Raw genomic sequence first — 739 nt, forward strand, 5'->3', positions numbered from 1 at the left:
TGCCCAGCAACGTGCCGTGGCGGTCCATCATTTGGACACGCCTTGGCGACCTTCGGACTTAGAGCAACGCAACGGACGAGCCGTGCGCAAGGGAAACCTTATCGCCAAAGAGTTTGCGGACAACAAGGTCGATGTGATTATCTACGCTGTAGAGCGTTCTTTGGACAGTTATAAGTTCAATTTGCTGCATAACAAGCAGCTCTTCATCAATCAGCTAAAGACAAACACGCTTGGCAGTCGTACCATTGACGAGGGTTCAATGGATGAGGACAGCGGTATGAACTTCTCCGAATACGTAGCAGTGCTTTCTGGTAATACCGACCTTTTAGAGAAAGCAAGATTGGATAAGAAGATTGCCACCTTGGAATCCGAGCGCAAGAACTTCCTCCGTGAGCGTGATGCCGCAACAGGAAAGCTAGCAGAGATTGAGAGTTCTGTGTCCTTCCATACGGATAAAATCAAGGAGGCACAGTCTGACTTAGCTCTATTTGAGCAGTGTGTAGAACGTGATGCCGATGGACAGCCCATCAATAAGCTGACTATCAAAGGTGTGGAAGACTATACAGACATCAAGACCATTGCTGCCCGTCTGCAGGAGATAGACGAAAAAGCACGCACCAAAGGAGAGTATAATAAAATCGGTGAAGTTTATGGTTTCTCCATTATGGTCAAGACAGAGAGTACTTCCAAGGATTTGTTTGACTGTTCGGTGAACCGCTTTTTTGTGAAAGGGCAGGAG

At 47.4% G+C, this 739-nt stretch carries 1 pseudogene; it reads left to right on the forward strand.

What is annotated here, in order from left to right:
• Positions 1 to 739 (forward strand): annotated as a pseudogene (locus HMPREF9420_RS14345) (helicase); the annotation flags it as partial.

This window comes from Segatella salivae DSM 15606, assembly GCF_000185845.1.
Classification (GTDB): Bacteria; Bacteroidota; Bacteroidia; order Bacteroidales; family Bacteroidaceae; genus Prevotella; species Prevotella salivae.